We start from the raw sequence: 16,777 nt of genomic DNA, 5'->3' as shown, positions 1-16,777 counted from the left end.
GGATGAAGCACTTAGTTAAATACAAACTTTTATTAACAGGCATGCTGCTGATTTTATCAGCAGCATCGTCCGTTAAAGCACAGCTTACGACACAGCATCTCCGATGTGAAATGTTGAACAATCCTGCGGGTATCGATGTAACGGAACCGCGCCTTAGCTGGCAGCTGGCCGGGAAAGTCCGCAATATTCAGCAGGTAGCTTACCAGGTACTGGTTGCCTCAAGCCCCGAGAAGCTGGCCAAACAGGAAGGCGATATCTGGAACTCCGGTAAAGTAAGTTCCAACCAATCCATTAACGTGGAATACAAAGGCAAGGCATTGGCCAGCCGTACCGCCTGTTACTGGAAAGTAAAAGTGTTCACCAACAAAGGGGAGACAGGCTGGAGCCAACCCGCGTTCTGGAGCATGGGTTTATTAACGCCCGGCGACTGGAAAGCACAGTGGATCGGATTGGATAAAGCTATGCCCTGGGACAGTGTTACACAGTATTCACGGCTTTCTGCACGTTATTTCCTGAAAACGTTTACACAGCCATTGGCCGTAAAGAAAGCAACGGTGTATGTTTCTGGTCTTGGTTTGTATGAATTGTTCATAAACGGACAACGGATAGGCGAGTCAGTTATGGCACCCGCCCAAACCAACTTCAATAAATCTGTTCTCTACAATACCTACGATGTAACAAAACAGGTAAAGCAGGGGAACAACGCCATTGCTGCAGTACTGGGCAACGGCCGTTTCTTCACCATGCGGCAGAATTACAAACCTAAAAAGATCAACACTTTTGGTTTTCCCAAACTGCTGTTACAACTGGAAGTAGAATACACCAACGGCACAAAGAAAACCATTGTTACCGATGGCACGTGGAAGATGACAGCCGATGGCCCTATTCGTACCAACAACGAATACGATGGTGAAGAATACGATGCTACAAAAGAAATGACTGGTTGGAACAATACCGGTTTCAACGATAAAGGCTGGTTACAGCCGGCAATTGTGGAGGCACCCGGTGGCCATTTAACTGCACAAATGAATGAACCCATTAAAATAATGAAGACCATAAAACCGGTGGGTATTAGCCAATTGAAACCGGGTGTTTTCATGTTGGATATGGGACAGAATATGGTAGGCCGTTTACAAATGCAGGTAAAAGCAGGCAAAGGCCAGCAGGTGACCCTGCGGTTTGGCGAAAGCCTGCAACCGAATGGCGAATTGTATGTGCGCAACCTGCGCGATGCAAAGGTGACCGACGTTTATACCGCTAAAGGAGTGGGTACTGAAACCTGGATGCCCGATTTTGTATACCATGGTTTCCGGTATGTAGAGATCACTGGTTATCCCGGTACGCCTGCCGTAAATAATTTTGAAGGCAAGGTGATCTTTGATGACCTCGCTACTACCGGTACATTAGAAACTTCGAACGAAATAATAAACCGCATTCATCAAAATGCCTGGTGGGGCATCAGCGCCAACTACAAAGGAATGCCGCTCGATTGTCCGCAACGCAATGAGCGCATGCCCTGGCTGGCCGACCATGCCATTGGTTCGCTGGGTGAAAGCTTTTTGTTTGGCAATGGTAACCTGTATGCCAAATGGCTGCAGGATATTGAAGAAGCCCAAACAGAGGAAGGTTCCATCCCTGATGTGGCGCCCGCTTACTGGAATTACTACAGCGATAACATGACCTGGCCCGGTACTTACCTGGTGGTGGCCGATATGCTGTATAACCAGTATGGCGACAAACGCGTCATTGAAAAACACTATGCCTCTATGAAGAAATGGCTGCAATACATGCAGACCAAATTCATGAAGGACTATATCATCTCGAAAGATAAATATGGCGACTGGTGCGTACCGCCTGAATCTCCAGAGCTGATCCATTCACAGGACAGCCTGCGTAATACCAATGGCAACCTCATTGCCACCGCTTATTATTACCGCTTGTTATGGTACATGCAAAAGTTTGCCGGGTTGCTGAACAAACCCGAAGATGCAAAAGCCTTTGCGGAATTTAACCAGCACATTCAGGAAGCCTTCACAAAGAAGTTCTTCAACAAACAAAAGAAATCGTACGACAACAACACCGTAACCGCCAACCTGCTGCCATTATATTTCGGCATTACGCCAGATAGTATGCGCGAAGGGGTGTTCAATAATATTGCCAATAAGATCTGGTCGGCCAATCATGGCCACATCAGTACCGGGGTGATCGGTACCCAATGGCTGATGCGTTGTTTGAGCGCAAACAAGCTGCCCGATATGGCCTACACCCTGATCTCCGATACTACCTATCCCAGCTGGGGCTACATGGTAAAACATGGCGCCACTACCATTTGGGAGTTATGGAATGGCAATACGGCTGCACCGCAAATGAACTCACAAAACCACGTGATGTTGCTGGGTGATCTGCTGGTGTGGATGTATGAGAATGCGGCGGGTATTAAATCTGATGACTCCGCAGCCGGTTTCAAAAAGATCATCATGCAACCAACGCCGGTTGATGGGTTGACCTTTGTAAATGCTTCGTACCAATCGGTACATGGCCTTATAAAAAGCAGCTGGAAAAATACAATCGACCGGTTTACCTGGAATGTAACCATTCCGGCCAACACCACCGCGTTGTTATACATTCCTGCAGACGATGTAAAAAGCATCCTGGAGAACAATAAACCAATTGCCGGCGCAGAGGGCATTCGCTTTGTACGCATGGGCGGAAAGAAAGCCCTGCTGGAAGTAGGATCGGGCGATTATTCGTTTGTAAGCAATTACAAATTCAAAAGCGGGATGTTGACCGATGAGTTCATCTTCGACAAAACGTCTTTCCCCGAAAGCCATGCCGCTACTATTGCCGAAACACCTAAAGGGTTGGTGACTGCCTGGTTTGGCGGTACCAAAGAAAGAAACCCCGATGTATGTATCTGGGTAAGCCGCCAGGTAAACAATAAATGGACGCAGCCCGTAAACGTAGCCAATGGTATTATCAACGATACGTTGCGTTATGCCTGCTGGAACCCGGTATTGTACCAGGTGCCCAATGGCGAATTGCTGTTATTCTATAAAGTAGGGCCTAATGTAGGTGGCTGGAAAGGCTGGCTCATTCGTTCTGCCGATAATGGCGTAACCTGGGGTAAACCTGAAGCATTGCCTGAAGGATTCCTCGGCCCGGTAAAAAATAAACCGGTGCTGTTGCCCAACGGTGACCTCGTTTGCCCAAGCAGCCGGGAAGGCAGCGGCTGGACCGTTCACTTTGAAGTGACTTCCGACAACGGCAAAACCTGGCGCATGGTTGGACCAATCAATCCTGATAAAAAGATCAACGCTATTCAACCCAGCGTATTAACGTATAAAGATGGTAAGCTGCAGATCCTTTGCCGGAGTAAAAGTGCAGCCGTAGTGGAATCCTGGTCAGCCGATAACGGTAAAACCTGGACGCCGCTGGCCGAAAGTATGTTGCCAAACAACAACTCCGGTACCGATGCCGTGACCCTGAAAGATGGCCGGCAGTTGATCGTGTACAACCACGTGAAAACGCCAAAGGGAGCACCCAAGGGTGCCCGCACGCCTTTGAATGTGGCGGTATCACTGGATGGTAAATTGTGGCAGGCAGCGCTGGTACTGGAAGATTCACCTGTGAGCCAGTATTCTTATCCGTCAGTGATCCAGTCGGCCGATGGTATGGTGCACATTGTATACACCTGGCGCCGGCAACGCGTGAAATACGTAAAGGTTGATCCGTCGAAATTAAAACTGGTTCCTTTGACTGAATTTCCTTCGGGAAATCAGAATGGTGATAGTGATTTGTAAGACAGGTGAAAGGCTAAAGGTAAAAGGCCAAAGCTCAAAGCCTGTATTTGCTTTCAGCTTTAACCTTTTTGGCTTTAGCCCTGAAACTTAAAAAAAACGAAAAGAAACTTAAGTAGCATATGCAGGATATCATGAAAATAAGCTTCCCAGGGAAGCTGGTGTTTGGCAAAAATACTTTAGAGCAGTTGCCTGATGAAGTAACGGCTTTATCCTGCACCCGGGCATTGGTAATAACCATTACTCCTTTGTTGAACCAGTTGAAAGGTTTTACCAGCAAACTGGAAGCAAGCGGTGTACAGGTGCAAACGAATACGGGCATCGTTAACGAGCCATCATTTGCTGAAGTACAACAACTGTTACAGGAAGTAAAAGGGTTCAATCCTGATGTGGTGATAGGCATAGGCGGTGGCAGTGTGCTGGATGTGGCCAAGGTAATTGCCGCGCTCCTCGATAACGAACAGGGATTAAAAGATATAGTAGGTATTGGCTTTTTGAAACGCCGGCCTAAAAAGCTGATCTGTATACCCACTACTTCCGGTACAGGAAGTGAAGTGTCGCCCAACTCTATTTTGGTTGATGAAACAGATAATCAGAAGAAGGGGATCATCAGTCCCTTCCTGGTACCCGATATAGTGTATGTAGATCCGTTACTGACCATGGGCGTGCCGCCTGCTATTACTGCGGCAACCGGTATCGATGCATTGACGCATTGCCTGGAAGCCTACACCAATTTGTTTGCACATCCCTTTATCGATGTGTATGCATATGAAGGTATGCGCCTGATCGCGGCCAACATTGTGCAGGCTGTACAAAACGGGAATGATGAAGAAGCCCGCACGCAGGTGGCAATGGGCAGTTTACTGGGTGGTTTCTGTTTAGGTCCGGTAAATACGGCTGGTGTGCATGCACTCTCTTATCCGCTGGGTAGTGCCTATCATTTGGCGCATGGTTTATCGAATGCCCTGTTGTTACCGTATGTAATGGAGTTCAACTATGTGGCAGCGCCTAAACGCTATGCTGATGTGGCTGTTGCCTTAGGTTGTGAACGCGAAGCCGATGATGTAAAAACAGCACTGAAGGGGATCGAAAAGATCCGTTCCCTGATCAGCGCCTGTGGTATCCCTGCCCGTTTGCGCGATGTAGGCATTCCAAAGGAAGCCATTCCGCAAATGGCCGTAGATGCCATGAAAATAACGCGTTTGTTGATTTTTAATGCGCGTCTGATCACCGAGAAAGATGCTATTGATATATTTAATGCAGCTTATTAAACATGCAACAAAAGAAGTATAAAGGTGTAGTGGTACCGGCGGTAACGCCCCTGGCGTCGCCCACGGCCAACAGGCTTTCGCTGGATGCGGAGGCCGTAGAAAGAATGTTTGCGAACTTTCGTCAACATCAGGTAATGCCATTTATTTTGGGCACTACCGGAGAAGCAGCTTCGCTGCCACAGTCAATAAAACAGGATTACCTGAAAGTGGCCGCCCGGGTAAAACAAGCGGGTGATGTGCTGTATGCCGGTATTTCTTCCAACATCATGGAAGAGTCGGTATTGTTCGCAAAACAATCATTTGATGCCGGGGTGGATGTGGTGGTAGCTACATTGCCCAACTATTATCCGCTGACACCCGACCAGATGAAAACCTACTTTGAGCGCCTGGCTGATGCAGTAGGTGGTCCGTTGATGATCTATAACATTCCGCCTACGGTGCATATGTCGATCCCGTTGGACGTAGTGGAAGCATTGAGCCATCACCCCAATATTGTTGGGTTGAAGGATTCTGAACGAAATGAAGAACGTTTGCAGGCAGCGCTGAAATTGAGCGCCGGTCGCGCCGACTTCGTTTATTTCGCCGGCTGGGCAGCACAAAGCGCCGCCTCTTTGTTAAAGGGTGGCGATGGTATTATCCCCAGCACTGGCAACGTGGCACCGGGGCTGTACAGTGAGTTGTACAAAGCTGCCCTGAGTGGAAACGAAACCAAGGCCAATGCACTGCAAAAGACCTCCGACGTATTGGGAAATATTTACCAGGGTGGTAAAACGTTGGGTGAATCATTATGGGCGTTGAAAGTGCTGATGAAAAAAGAAGGGTTGTGTGAAACGCATATGATGCCGCCATTACACCAGTTGTCGGGCGAAGAAGAACAAAAAGTATTAACTGCCTGGGAAGCTGTAGTAAGCACCGGCGCTACAAAATAAACTATCATGCAGAAACCGATTGTAGGTATTACCATGGGTGACCCGGCCAGTATTGGACCGGAGATTGCCGTTAAAGCATTATTGAATGAAAAGATCCACGCAATTTGCCGCCCGCTGGTCGTAGGCGATGCCGGCGTGTTCAATGATATCATTACCCGGTTGAAATTATCGGCTAAAGTAAACGCCATTACTAAAGTGGCCGATGCTACTTTTACCCCAGGCGTTATCGATGTGTTTGATCTGAAGAATGTAGACATGGGCAAGCTGCAATTTGGCGAGATCTCGGCCATGGCAGGTGCCGCTTCTTTCGAAGCCGTGAAAAAAGTAATTGAGCTGGCACTGGCGGGTGATGTAGACGCAACCGTAACAGGTCCCATCAATAAAAAATCGATCAACGAGGCCGGGCATCACTTTGCCGGTCATACAGAGATCTATGCTCACTATACCGGCACCAGGAAATATGCGATGCTGCTGGTGGAAGAGAATATGCGCGTGATCCACGTGTCAACCCACGTATCGTTGCGCGAGGCTTGCGACCTGGTAAAAAAAGACCGCATTATACAGGTGATTGAATTGTTGCACAACGGCATTCTGTCGCTGGGTGCTACCAATACAAAAATTGGTGTGGCCGGTTTGAATCCGCATGCAGGTGACAGCGGTTTGTTTGGGACCGAAGATGATGGCGAAATAAAACCAGCGGTGGAAGAAGCCCGCAAAATGGGATATGATGTAGACGGTCCTGTACCGGCTGATACGTTGTTCTCGAAAGCAGCAACCGGTACCTATGGTGGTATTGTGGCTATGTACCACGACCAGGGACATATTCCATTTAAACTCACCGGGTTTAAATGGAATGCCGAGAAAAAACAAATGGACAGTGTGAAAGGTGTGAACATCACCATGGGTCTGCCCATCATCCGTACTTCGGTTGACCACGGCACCGCCTTTGAAATTGCGGGTAAAGGCATTGCCAGCCCCGACGCAATGGTGTTGGCCATCGAAGCTGCTGTACAATTAAGTAAACACCGGATTAAACAACAAAACCCAGCATAATGATAGCGGTGATCGCAGATGATTTTACGGGTGCTGCCGAGCTGGCGGGTATTGGCTTACGCTATAACCTGACCGTAGAGCTGGGCACCGAAGTAAATACGGCTACCAATGCTGATCTGTTTGTTATAGCCACAGATGCCCGGTCGTTACCCGAAGTGGAAGCGGTTGCAGTTATGCAAAAGCATACCCGCGAACTATTGGCCTTACAGCCGGCCATGATCTTCAAAAAAACAGATTCTGTTTTACGGGGACATGTGCTGGCGGAGATCCAGGCGCAATTGTCGCTCACCGGTTTTAAAAAAGCGGTATTGGTAGCGGCCAATCCGGCACTGGGCAGAACGATTGAAAATGGCCAGTATTACCTGCATGGAAAACCTGTGCATGAAAGCAGTTTTGCACACGATCCTGATTTTGCCATCAGCAGTTCAGTCATCCTGGATATGCTGCGCAGCAGAGAGGGATCGGTATATGTGAAAAGATTTGATGAAACATTACCCGACGCAGGCATTATAGTAGGGGAGGCCACTCAAACGGCCGACCTGCAGGCCTGGGCTACCCGTATGGATAACACCACGCTGATAGCTGGTGCGGCTGGCTTCTTTACCGCTATGCTGGATAAAATGCTGGCCGGTAAACGGCCTGCTAAAAGCGAACCGCCGGCCGAACGCCTGCCATTCAGTTTGTTTGTGTGTGGAACTACTTTTTCGCAAAGCCGTAACACCATCAAACAAATAAAAGCTGCTGGTGGTCCTGTGTGCTATATGCCCGATGAGATAATCAGATCGGTGCACAACGGTACCTACAGTTATGTGAAATGGGCCAATGAAGTAGTGGCCCTGGTAAAATATCATGGAAAAGCCATTGTGGCCATACATGAAGACAGCACCAGGGATACCGCCGTTGGCGCCGGTCAGCTGAAAGAAAAGATGGCCGGACTGGTGAATGAAGTATTGCAACGCAGCATGGTGCAGGAGCTGATCGTGGAAGGGGGCGCTACCGCCTGGGCATTGATCAATCAGTCAAATCTGACCCGGTTCTATCCCGTGGAAGAAATGGCACCGGGTGTGGTGCGGATGCAGACAAATGATCCTAATTTATTTATTACGGTTAAACCCGGCAGTTATCAATGGCCGGACGGGTTATGGGATTTTTAAAAAAGAGAGCTATCATTTTATAATTGCCATATGAATTTATCATTGTTGGATTATATCATCATCATTGTTTTTCTGGTGGTGACATTATATGTAGGGTACCGGTTTGCGCGAAAACAGGATTCTTTTAAATCCTACTTTCTGGCACATGGCCGGGTTCCTTCCTGGGCGATAGGCATGTCGTTATTGGCGACACTGATCAGTAGTGTAACTTTTCTGGCATATCCGGGAACCGGGTTCACCAGTAACTGGATCTTGTTGGTACAGGGGTTGATGGTACCCATTGTTTTATTAGGCACCATCTGGTTTATTGTTCCGTTGTACCGTAAGGTAATTGGTTTAAGCACCTATGAATATTTTGAAAGACGTTTTGGCGTTTTTGCCCGCTATTACAGCTCGCTGGCCTTTGTGCTGCGGCAGTTTTCCGGTATGGGTACTGTGCTGTTCTTACTGGCCCTGGCTCTGGATAGCATGATAGGTGGCAATACCATGATCATGATTGCGGTGGTAGGGTTGATCATCATTGGCGTGAACCTGATGGGCGGCATGGAAGCGGTGATCTGGCTCGATGTGTTCCAGGGATTCATGTTATTTGCTACCGGAATTATTTGTATAACTGTGATCCTGTTCTCTACCCATGGCGGTATTTCAGAGATCTGGCAGGTGGCGAAAGCCAATGGCCGCACAGGATTTGGCCCCTATGATGCTGACCTTACCCATGTAACCTTCCTGGTAATGGCCATCAATGGATTGTTTTATGCCATCCAGAAATATGGCACCGACCAAACCGTAGTACAACGTTATTTAACCGCCAAAACCGATAGAGGCGCCATTTGCGCTTCTTTGATGGGTATCTTACTCACCGTTCCTGTTTGGATGCTGTTTATGTTCATTGGTACGGCGCTGTTTGTTTTTTACAAACAGAATCCGCTGCCCGCCGGGCTGCATCCCGAACAGGTATTCCCTTATTTTATTGGAACCCAATTACCCGTTGGTGTAAGAGGCTTGATCCTTTCAGCCATGATCTCAGCTGCCATTTGCAGTTTGAGTGCCGACCTGAACAGCCTGGCTGCTGTAGGGGTAGAAGATTATTATAAGAAAATGCGTCGTGGTCAGTCTGATGCCGCTTATTTAAAAGCCGGCAGATGGACCGTAGTGATCTCCGGTTTGATTGCGATGGGCATTGGTTGTTTATATATCAACGCCGGCAGTGAAGGCGTATTGGGAATTGTATTTACACTGTATGCGATCTTCTCCGGTGGTATTGTGGGTATTTTCCTGCTGGGTATTTTCAGCGCCCGTGCCAACCAACAGGGTATTACCATTGGCATTATTTCCTGTATCCTGTTTACCTCCTATGCGTTTTTGACGTCTACCCAAATTGGAATAGGCAACAATAAACACCTCTTGCTCGATTTTGGTAAATACAATTTCGGTCACGATAAATTGATGCTCGGTGTATACAGCCACCTGGTGGTGATTGTTGTAGGCTATGTGGCCAGTTTGTTCTTCCCCAAACCGGTACTGGATAAAAACCTCCTGTACTCTGGCTGGAAGGAAGCGAGAAGGAAGGAGAAAGTTACATTGAGAGCAGTGTGAGGGTGAGTGGTGACAAAAGCAGATTAGTTTCTATTAAAATAATAACGATGCGAAAACTATTTTATATCCTTTGTGGCTTGTTAATATGGATGGACGGCAGAAGCCAGACTTCAGACGACGCTTACCGCGAACCGTTGAAACAGGTGTTAACGGAAATTGAAGGCCAGTATGGTATCAAGATCCGGTACAGCGATGCTATGGTAAACGATCATTTTGTTACCTATGCCCGCTGGCGTTTTCGTCCTGATGTTGAGAAAACACTTACCAATGTGCTGGCTACACAGGACCTGTCGTTCAGTAAAACAGGCGACAAAAGTTATAAGATCAGTGCGTTTCAATATCATTTAAAAACAGTGGAAGAGGGTAAGGCGCAATTGGAGTACCTGTCTTCCTTATACAATGATGTAGCCAGCTGGGAAAAGCGCAAAACTGAATTACGCGCATGCATGTATCAGGCGTTGCAGTTATCGCCCGTTCCGCCGGCGCCTGTATCAAAACCCATTACTACGCCTGTGCGTAAAATGGATGGATATACAGTAGAGAATATTGCATTTGAAGTATTGCCCGGGGTGTATACCTGCGCGTCGTTGTACAAACCGGCAAAAATAAAAGGAAAGATCCCGGTGGTGTTGTGTCCGGACGGGCACTGGGAAAAACACCGGTACCGAGCCGATTGTCAGTACCGCTGTGCCACACTGGCCCGCATGGGTTGTATGGCCATCAGTTACGACATCTTTGCCTGGGGAGAATCGCTGCTGCAATTTAAATCAGAAGATCATCGCCGCTCACTGGCTATGACGGTCCAGACGTTAAATGCGTTTCGCATTCTGGACTATATGCTGAAATTAAAAGAAGTCGATACCAGCCGGGTGGCCATCAGTGGAGGATCGGGTGGGGGCAGCCATACCATGCTGGTAACAGCCCTGGATGACCGCATCAAATTAACGGTGCCAGTGGTGATGGTATCTTCGTTCCACAGCGGCGGCTGCCCTTGCGAAAGCGGTATGCCGGTGCATTTGTGCGGCAATGGTACCAATAACGTTGAGATCGCTGCCATGGCGGCGCCGCGTCCGCAACTGGTAGTGTCTGATGGGGGCGACTGGACGGCCCATGTGCCCGAGGTTGAATTTCCCTTCCTGAAAAAAATGTATGGATATTATGGCAAACCCGATCAGGTAGAGAATGTACACCTGCCCAATGAAAAACACGATTACGGCATCAATAAACGCACGGCTCTGTATGAATTTATTGGCAAACATTTTCATTTGGACCTTACAGCTGTAAAAGATAAAACAACCGGCCAGTTCGATGAAAGCAAGGTGACCATTGAACCCGAAACTTCTTTGTATGTGTTCGGCGATCATGGTGAGAAATTACCGGCGAATGCTATTCATGGTTATGATGAGTTGAAGAAGCAGTTTGAAGGGAAGGGGAAGTAGTTAGATGTTTCACGATTGCAATGCCGATTCACGAATAAGTTAAACCCGTTATAATGAAGAATCACGTATTCACATTTGCACTTTTAGTAACATTACTGTCAGGCTTTACTGTATCTGCGCAAAAACTGGTAAAGTCAAATGGGCGGTATAAGATTGCCGTTGTAGACCTTATGATTTTGAAGAGACAAAAGCTTAGTGCATTCCAGTTATCAAAAGAATTAGGCGCCGATGGCGTAGAAGTGGATATGGGTGGATTGGGCGATCGCGAAACGTTCGATAGCAAACTGGCTGATGATACCATCCGCAATTTGTTTCTGGACAAAGCCAAAGAGTACAACCTGGAAATAGCTTCCCTGGGTATGACTGGTTTTTATGCACAATCGTTCCCTGAGCGGCCTACTGCGGTGAAAGCGGTGCAGGACTGTATCAATACCATGAAGAAGATGAATATTAAAGTTGGTTTTCTTCCCCTGGGCATCAAAGGAGATCTGGTTAAATACCCTAACTTAAGACCAGCGGTTGTATCACGTCTGAAAGAAGTAGGTAAAATAGCAGAGCAGGCGGGTGTGGTGATTGGTGTTGAAACTGCTTTGAGTGCTACTGAAGAATTACAACTGTTGAAAGATATCGGTTCGCCTGCAGTTCAGATCTATTTCAACTTTTCCAACGCCGTACAAAACGGAAGAGATCTGTGCAAAGAAATAGAAATACTGGGTAGCCACATCTGTCAGATCCATTGCACCAATAAAGACAGTGTATGGCTGCAGAACGATAAAACCATTAATATGAACCAGGTAAAACAGGTGCTCGATAAAATTGGTTACAAAGGGTGGCTGGTGATCGAGCGTTCACGCGATCAAAGTGATCCCAGAAACGTAAAAAGAAATTTCAGCGCAAATGTAGCTTATATGAAATCGATCTTTCAATAGCAGGAGAATTATAACGTAAGATGAAACGACTATTTAAATACACGATTGCTTGCTCTTTTTTCACCTGGTTTATTGGATTAACTGTACAGGCTGCTGACATTTATGTAGCGCCTGGTGGGGCTGATACGAATCCCGGAACAAAAGAAAAACCCATGGCTACCATAGCCATGGCATTACGTAAGGCCAGGGAAATGCGCCGGTTAAAAGAACCGGGTATTACAAACGGAATACATATTGTGGTTGAAAACGGCGTGTATGCATTTAGTGAACCGCTGTTTGTGCGGCCCGAAGATTCGGGTACACCTGAAAGCCCAACTGTTATAGAAGCTGCGCCTGGTGCTAAACCAGTGTTCAGCGGCGGGTTGTCAGTAAAAGGCTGGCGGAAAGCCACCGGGAAAATTCCTGGTTTGCCTGCTGCGGCACAAGGAAAAGTATGGGTGGCCGATGCGCCTGTAGAAGCGGGCCGGCTGCTCGACTTCCGGCAGTTATGGGTAAACGATCAGAAGGCCATTCGCGCCCGTGATCGCAATGCCGATAGCATGAACCGCATTCTTTCCTGGAATCATGAAACGCAACAATGCTGGATCCCCAAACCCAAAACAGCGGGTTGGGAAAAAGCAGCGGGGCTGGAAATGTTTATTCACCAATGGTGGGCTATTGCTATTCTACGGGTAAAATCGGTTACGGTAAAAGGTGATAGTGCCTTGTTGAGTTTTTGTCAACCCGAGAGCCGTATACAGTCAGAGCATCCCTGGCCTGCGCCGTGGATCTCGCAGAAAACCGGTAACTCGGCTTTCTTTCTCACCAATGCCATCGAATTTCTCGATGAGCCTGGTGAATGGTATTTGGATGTAAAGAACCAACAGATCGTATACTGGCCACGCAACAATGAAAATATGAGTACTGCGCAAGTGGTAGCCCCGTATTTACAAACCATTGTCCGGGTGGAAGGGACCATCGATGAACCCGTGTCGCATGTATATTTCAAAGGCATCGACTTTAAACATGCTACCTGGCTGCGTCCTTCGCAGGCCGGTCATGTGCCGTTACAGGCCGGTATGTTTTTGCTGGATGCTTACAAGTTGAAAATACCCGGCACGCCTGATAAAAGAGGATTGGAAAACCAGGGCTGGATCGGCCGTCAACCTGGCGGGGTAGAATTACAATTCGTACACAACACCGGTTTTGAGCGTTGTAATTTCTCGCACATGGCGGCTACCGGTCTCGATTATATTAAAGGCACCCAATACGATACCATTGTGGGTTGCACTTTCCACGACATTGCGGGTACTGCTATACAGGCCGGCATGTTCTCTGATCCGGGTTTTGAAACACACCTGCCCTACAATCCGGGTGATGTTCGGGAATTGTGCCGCAAGCTTACCATCAGCAATTGTTTTATTACCAATTGCGCCAATGAAGACTGGGGTTGCGTAGGTATCAGTGCCGGTTATGTGCAGGGGATCAATATCGATCACAACGAATTAAGCGATCTTCCTTATAGTGGTATTTGCGTAGGCTGGGGCTGGACGAAAACCATCAATGCGGCCCGGGAAAACCGCATTCATGCCAACCTGGTGCATCATTATGCCAAACATATGTATGATGTAAGCGGCATCTATACATTGTCGGCCATGCCCGGTTCGGTGATCAGTGAGAATGCGGTGCACACGATCCTGAAAGCGCCTTATGCCCATGATCCCAACCATTTCTTTTATCTCTATCTCGATGAAGGTTCTGCCTACATCCAGTTAAAAGATAACTGGACGGAAGTGGAGAAATACCTGAAGAACTCCAATGGCCCGGGTAATACCTGGGAGAACAATGGACCCAAGGTGGCGGATAGTATAAAAAACAGGGCAGGGTTGGAAGAAGCGTATAAAGCAATAAAAAATTAAACTAACTGTATAAACTTATTATATGTTGAATCTCGGAATCTTAGGGTTAGGTGAAGGACGTAGTACTATGTCTGCCGCGCTGAACAGCAGCAAGGTGAACCTGAAAACCATTTGTGATATGAATGAAGAACTGTGCAAACACCGCAGCAAAGAGTTTCAGTTCTTCAATTATACCACTAAGTATGAAGATATGCTGAATGACCCGGAGATCGATATCATTGCCATATATACACCTGATAAATGGCATGCCGCGCATATTAAACAGGCATTGCTGGCCAACAAACACGTGATCTGTACCAAGCCGTTGATAGATGACCTGTCTACAGCAAAGGAGTTGCTCGATCTGCAACAGAAAACCGGTAAGAAATTATTTGTAGGACAAAGCTCCCGGTTTTTTGAGCCGGCTAAAAGACAACGGAAAGATTTTGAAGCTGGTTTGATAGGTGACCTGATCACCGTGGAAAGCCATTATCATGCCGACCATCGCTGGTTTTTAGAAAAACCATGGGCGTTGGAAAATGCGTTCAAATGGCTCTATGGCGGTTTAAGCCATCCGGTAGATTTTATCCGTTGGTACCTGCCTGAGGTGGAAGAAGTAATGGGCTATGGCATGATCAGCAGCAACGGAAAAACGGCTGGTCTGAAAAACGAAGATACCATGCACTTTATTTTCAGGGCAACAGATGGCCGCATTGCCCGCGTAAGCGGTGCTTATACCGGACCTATTCAGCCGGCACAACGAGACAGCGGTATGAGTGTGATCTTACGGGGTACCGAAGGTGCTTCTCAGGCCGATTATCATGAACTGCGTTATGCGATCACTGATAAAACCGGTGAAGAGAAGATCGTGCAATGGGGCGATAAGACCATTAAATACTATTTCCGTTTTGAAGGTCAAAGCCACCATGCCGGTGAATACCAGAATTACCTGGAGTATTTTGCTGACAGCATCAACAACAATACAACAGCTTATCCCGATCTGAAAGAGGGCATAGGAACGATCGCATTGTTGCAGGCGATGGATAAAACATTGAAAACCGGCATGCCTGTTAGAGTGAGTGAGATTTTGAAGGCACATGGCTTATAGATAATTAAACCCTGATAACTAAAACAGCACGATGAAGGCCATATACAATCTGTTACAACCAGTAGATTTTGTAGTTGTTGCCATTTACCTGGCGATCCTTATTGGCATAGGGCTCTGGGTAAGTTTTGGACAAAGAAAGAACAAAGATCAAAACCTGTTCCTGGCCGATAAGTCATTAGGCTGGGCGAGCATAGGTTTTACCATGTGGGGCACCAATGTCGGGCCCTCTATGTTAGTAGCATCAGCCAGTGCCGGTTATTTATCCGGCATCGTGTCTGGTAATTTTGCCTGGTATGCATTTGTGTTCATTTTAATGCTGGCGGTGGTATTTGCGCCCCGTTACCTGGGCGCCAATGTATCTACCTTGCCTGAGTTTTTAGGAAAACGGTTTGGGGAGAATACCCGCAACATTCTGGCCTGGTATACGCTCATCACTATTTTAATTTCCTGGTTATCGCTGGGGTTATTTGCCGGCGGTGTGTTGATCAGGCAATTGCTGGGATTGGATATGTGGTTGTCGGTGATCGTTATGGTGGTGGTATCTACCTTGTTTGTTATTGCAGGTGGCTTAAAAACCATTGCCTATACCAGTGTATTTCAAATGTTGTTGCTGATTGCGGTATCATTGTTACTGGTGGTACTGGGCGTGTCAAAAGCAGGCGGTCTCCATGCTATATATGAAAAGACACCGGCGCATTTCTGGAATTTGTTTCAACCTAACAGCGATACAAGTTATCCCTGGCTGCCTATTCTGCTCGGGTACCCCGTTATGGGTGTATGGTTCTTTTGTACCGAACAATCCATGGTACAGTCAGTATTAGGAGCCAAAAGTTTAAAACAGGGACAATTGGGCGCCAACTTTATTGGCTGGTTAAAAATATTGGATGTGCCCCTGTTTATTTTACCCGGGATAATCTGTTATGTGCTGTATCCGAATATAAATCCTGATGAAGCTTACCTGACGATGGTAACCAATTTGTTTCCGGCAGGTTTGAAGGGGCTGATCATCGTAGTACTGGTGGCTTGTTTAATAAGCACTATTGGCGCCTCGCTCAATTCAGTGAGTACGGTGTTTACCATGGATATCTATGTAAAAAAATACAATGCACAGGCTACCAACCGGGAGATCATTCGTGTAGGCCGGATCATTACGGTGGCCGGAGCCATTATTTCAGTTGCAGTGGCACTGGCGATTGACATGATAAAAGGACTGGACCTCTTTAATGTGTTTCAGTCGGTATTAGGTTTCCTGGCGCCGCCTATGACTGTTGCCTTTTTGTTTGGCGTGCTTTGGAAGAAAACAACGCCCCGCGCCATCAATTGTGTATTGACCATCGGCACGGCGTTTTGCCTGTTGATAGGGATCTTATATTTGTGGGTATACCCGTCAAAAACATATACTGTTTGGCCGCATTTTATGCTATTGTCGTTTTACCTGTTTCTGGTATTAAGCGCCATGACCATTTTGATCTCGGTTTTTGATAAAAAAGGCGCCTTGCAATTACAGCAGGCCACTTATTTTAAAAGCCTGGCCAAACCCGATAAACAGGTTTGGGTGATGTGGGGCGTATTGGTTGCCGTGATGCTGGGTTTATACATATTTTTCAATGGACACTAATTTTTG

The 16,777-nt window shown here is 47.2% G+C and carries 11 protein-coding genes; all 11 read left to right on the top strand.

Annotated features, from left to right (window positions below; genetic code table 11):
- The first annotated feature begins 41 nt into the window (after nucleotides 1–41).
- The 11 genes from BMX95_RS12940 (at nucleotide 42) to BMX95_RS12890 (ending at nucleotide 16,771) form a co-directional block, all read left to right on the top strand.
- Nucleotides 42–3,800, top strand: coding sequence for a family 78 glycoside hydrolase catalytic domain (locus tag BMX95_RS12940; RefSeq protein ID WP_242673277.1), 3,759 nt, complete (start codon nucleotides 42–44; stop codon nucleotides 3,798–3,800).
- 131 nt (nucleotides 3,801–3,931) lie between these two features.
- Nucleotides 3,932–5,068, top strand: coding sequence for an iron-containing alcohol dehydrogenase (locus BMX95_RS12935; RefSeq protein ID WP_244898098.1), 1,137 nt, complete (start codon nucleotides 3,932–3,934; stop codon nucleotides 5,066–5,068).
- A gap of 2 nt (nucleotides 5,069–5,070) precedes the next feature.
- The gene (locus BMX95_RS12930) at nucleotides 5,071–5,997 is read left to right on the top strand and encodes a dihydrodipicolinate synthase family protein (RefSeq protein ID WP_081204794.1); all 927 of its coding nucleotides are present in this window, start codon (nucleotides 5,071–5,073) and stop codon (nucleotides 5,995–5,997) included.
- Nucleotides 5,998–6,003: 6 nt separating this feature from the next.
- A complete protein-coding gene (gene pdxA, locus BMX95_RS12925) occupies nucleotides 6,004–7,050 on the top strand; it encodes a 4-hydroxythreonine-4-phosphate dehydrogenase PdxA (RefSeq protein ID WP_081204795.1) in 1,047 nt (348 codons plus the stop codon).
- Nucleotides 7,050–8,204, top strand: coding sequence for a four-carbon acid sugar kinase family protein (locus BMX95_RS12920; RefSeq protein ID WP_081204796.1), 1,155 nt, complete (start codon nucleotides 7,050–7,052; stop codon nucleotides 8,202–8,204). The genes pdxA and BMX95_RS12920 overlap by 1 nt, the downstream gene beginning before the upstream one ends.
- 30 nt (nucleotides 8,205–8,234) lie before the next feature.
- Nucleotides 8,235–9,800: a sodium:solute symporter family protein gene (locus BMX95_RS12915; protein ID WP_081204797.1), complete on the top strand. Its 1,566-nt coding sequence runs from the start codon at nucleotides 8,235–8,237 to the stop codon at nucleotides 9,798–9,800.
- A 47-nt stretch (nucleotides 9,801–9,847) separates the two neighbouring features.
- A complete protein-coding gene (locus BMX95_RS12910; RefSeq protein ID WP_081204798.1) occupies nucleotides 9,848–11,239 on the top strand; it encodes an alpha/beta hydrolase family protein in 1,392 nt (463 codons plus the stop codon).
- Nucleotides 11,240–11,292: 53 nt separating this feature from the next.
- Nucleotides 11,293–12,168, top strand: a complete 876-nt coding sequence (locus tag BMX95_RS12905) for a sugar phosphate isomerase/epimerase family protein (RefSeq protein WP_081204799.1) — start codon at nucleotides 11,293–11,295, stop codon at nucleotides 12,166–12,168.
- A gap of 20 nt (nucleotides 12,169–12,188) precedes the next feature.
- A complete protein-coding gene (locus BMX95_RS12900) occupies nucleotides 12,189–14,066 on the top strand; it encodes a right-handed parallel beta-helix repeat-containing protein (protein WP_081204800.1) in 1,878 nt (625 codons plus the stop codon).
- Between the two features lie 22 nt (nucleotides 14,067–14,088).
- The gene (locus tag BMX95_RS12895; RefSeq protein WP_081204801.1) at nucleotides 14,089–15,153 is read left to right on the top strand and encodes a Gfo/Idh/MocA family protein; all 1,065 of its coding nucleotides are present in this window, start codon (nucleotides 14,089–14,091) and stop codon (nucleotides 15,151–15,153) included.
- 31 nt (nucleotides 15,154–15,184) lie between these two features.
- Nucleotides 15,185–16,771, top strand: a complete 1,587-nt coding sequence (locus BMX95_RS12890; RefSeq protein WP_081204802.1) for a sodium:solute symporter — start codon at nucleotides 15,185–15,187, stop codon at nucleotides 16,769–16,771.
- The last annotated feature ends 6 nt before the right edge of the window (nucleotides 16,772–16,777 follow it).

This window comes from Niastella yeongjuensis (assembly GCF_900110245.1).
Lineage (GTDB): Bacteria > Bacteroidota > Bacteroidia > Chitinophagales > Chitinophagaceae > Niastella > Niastella yeongjuensis.
Note: the sequence above shows the minus strand (reverse complement) of the source record. Positions and strands in the feature narration are given on the sequence as shown.

Excerpts from the sequence above, each read along its gene's own strand:
- BMX95_RS12935 (WP_244898098.1), top strand. The coding sequence starts at position 3,932 with ATGAAAATAAGCTTCCCAGGGAAGCTGGTGTTTGGCAAAAATACTTTA.
- BMX95_RS12890 (WP_081204802.1), top strand. The coding sequence starts at position 15,185 with ATGAAGGCCATATACAATCTGTTACAACCAGTAGATTTTGTAGTTGTT.
- BMX95_RS12930 (WP_081204794.1), top strand. The coding sequence starts at position 5,071 with ATGCAACAAAAGAAGTATAAAGGTGTAGTGGTACCGGCGGTAACGCCC.
- BMX95_RS12910 (WP_081204798.1), top strand. The coding sequence starts at position 9,848 with ATGCGAAAACTATTTTATATCCTTTGTGGCTTGTTAATATGGATGGAC.
- BMX95_RS12895 (WP_081204801.1), top strand. The coding sequence starts at position 14,089 with ATGTTGAATCTCGGAATCTTAGGGTTAGGTGAAGGACGTAGTACTATG.
- BMX95_RS12900 (WP_081204800.1), top strand. The coding sequence starts at position 12,189 with ATGAAACGACTATTTAAATACACGATTGCTTGCTCTTTTTTCACCTGG.
- BMX95_RS12940 (WP_242673277.1), top strand. The coding sequence starts at position 42 with ATGCTGCTGATTTTATCAGCAGCATCGTCCGTTAAAGCACAGCTTACG.
- pdxA (WP_081204795.1), top strand. The coding sequence starts at position 6,004 with ATGCAGAAACCGATTGTAGGTATTACCATGGGTGACCCGGCCAGTATT.
- BMX95_RS12920 (WP_081204796.1), top strand. The coding sequence starts at position 7,050 with ATGATAGCGGTGATCGCAGATGATTTTACGGGTGCTGCCGAGCTGGCG.
- BMX95_RS12915 (WP_081204797.1), top strand. The coding sequence starts at position 8,235 with ATGAATTTATCATTGTTGGATTATATCATCATCATTGTTTTTCTGGTG.
- BMX95_RS12905 (WP_081204799.1), top strand. The coding sequence starts at position 11,293 with ATGAAGAATCACGTATTCACATTTGCACTTTTAGTAACATTACTGTCA.